At 41.7% G+C, this 1685-nt stretch carries 2 protein-coding genes; both read left to right on the top strand.

Translation table 11 applies throughout. From position 1 onward, the window contains the following. The first annotated feature begins 41 nt into the window (after window positions 1-41). Window positions 42-557: a gamma carbonic anhydrase family protein gene (locus WBN20_RS14375; RefSeq protein ID WP_424282187.1), complete on the top strand. Its 516-nt coding sequence runs from the start codon at window positions 42-44 to the stop codon at window positions 555-557. A 51-nt stretch (window positions 558-608) separates the two neighbouring features. Beyond that, on the top strand, window positions 609-1493 hold the full coding sequence (gene fabD, locus WBN20_RS14380; protein WP_424282186.1) for an ACP S-malonyltransferase: 885 nt from the start codon (window positions 609-611) through the stop codon (window positions 1491-1493). The last annotated feature ends 192 nt before the right edge of the window (window positions 1494-1685 follow it).

A 1685-nucleotide genomic window follows, 5' to 3' on the forward strand; every position in this document is an offset into this window, starting at 1 on the left:
CTTTCCGGACTTTAACCGGTACCTAAAGATTACTATTTATTATTATCATTAAAACAGTTAATGGTAAAACACCACAGATAGGGGACGATTGTTTTATCGCAGAAAATGCCACCATCGTGGGTGAAGTCACCATGGGCGATCAATGCAGCATTTGGTTTAACGCCGTGGTTAGGGGTGATGTGAATTATATTACCATGGGGAACAAAGTTAATGTTCAGGATGGTGCCGTAATTCACGGCACTTATCAAAAGTTTGCCACTACCATAGGGAACAACGTTTCAATAGGCCATAGTGCCCTGGTACATGGCTGTACCATAAAGGATAATGTTTTAATAGGGATGGGCAGTATAGTCATGGACGGTTGTGTGGTAGAAAGTAACAGCATTATTGCAGCGGGTGCCGTAGTAACTGCGGGAACGCATGTACCGGAAGGATCTGTTTTTGCAGGAATGCCGGCCAAAAAAATCAAGGATATCAGTGTGGAATTGAGCTCAGGTGAAATAGACAGGATTGCCAATAACTATGTAAAATATTCAGGTTGGTATAAAGAAGATTAGTTTTAAGAACGCAATTATGATTATTTTTGCACTACCAAAAAATTGATTAAAATGAATGCATTTATTTTTCCAGGACAAGGGGCGCAGTTTTCCGGAATGGGTCTCGATATGTATGAAAAATCTCCTTTAGCCCAGGAACTATTTGAAAAAGCCAATGACATACTTGGATTCAGTATTACAGACATCATGTTTCAGGGTTCTGCTGAAGACTTAAAACAGACAAAAGTTACCCAGCCCGCTATTTTTTTACACTCTGTAATTTTAGGAAAAATGATGGGAAAAGATTTTAAACCAGATATGGTTGCCGGGCATTCATTAGGTGAATTTTCTGCATTGGTATCTAATGGGGCGTTGAGCTTTGAGGACGGTTTGTCATTAGTCTCACAAAGGGCAACAGCCATGCAAAAGGCATGTGAACTAGTTCCAGGCACCATGGCGGCTGTATTGGGGCTGGAAGATGAGATGGTGGAAAAAATTTGTGAAGTAACAGAGGGCATTGTAGTTCCTGCGAATTATAATTGTCCCGGACAGTTGGTTATTTCCGGTGAAATAGAAGCGGTAAATCGTGCCTGCGAGGCTTTGAAAACGGCAGGTGCCCGCAGGGCTTTGGTATTGCCTGTTGGCGGGGCATTTCATTCGCCTTTGATGGAGCCTGCCAGGGAAGAACTGGCAGCCGCAATAGAGCATACTACTTTTAGTAAACCCAGCTGTCCTATTTATCAGAATGTGACCACCACAGCGGTAGTAAATGCGGATGAAATTAAACAAAACCTGATCTCACAACTTACAGCCCCGGTTAAGTGGACACAGAGCGTACAGCACATGGTTGCAGATGGAGCAACCCTCTTTACCGAAGTTGGCCCGGGAAAGGTACTTCAGGGACTGGTTAAGAAAATTGAGCCCTCGGCAGAGGCCACTTCAGCTGTAGTTTCATAGAAGAAAAATCCTTGGATTTTGTATTTCAACCGAAAAAGTCAGTTTTAGGCCCTTTTATTAGTCAGAAGACTACATTTTTAGTAATATTGGTTCCCTATTTTGCCTAACCTACATGAACTGCTATGGTTTGAATTTTTATGAATTCAATGCTGATAATTATGGGTGAAAACCTTAGAAATATCGTTTTAGTAA

It is taken from the genome of Eudoraea sp., from assembly GCF_049665975.1.
Classification (GTDB): domain Bacteria; phylum Bacteroidota; class Bacteroidia; order Flavobacteriales; family Flavobacteriaceae; genus Eudoraea.

Excerpts from the sequence above, each read along its gene's own strand:
- fabD (WP_424282186.1), top strand. The coding sequence starts at position 609 with ATGAATGCATTTATTTTTCCAGGACAAGGGGCGCAGTTTTCCGGAATG.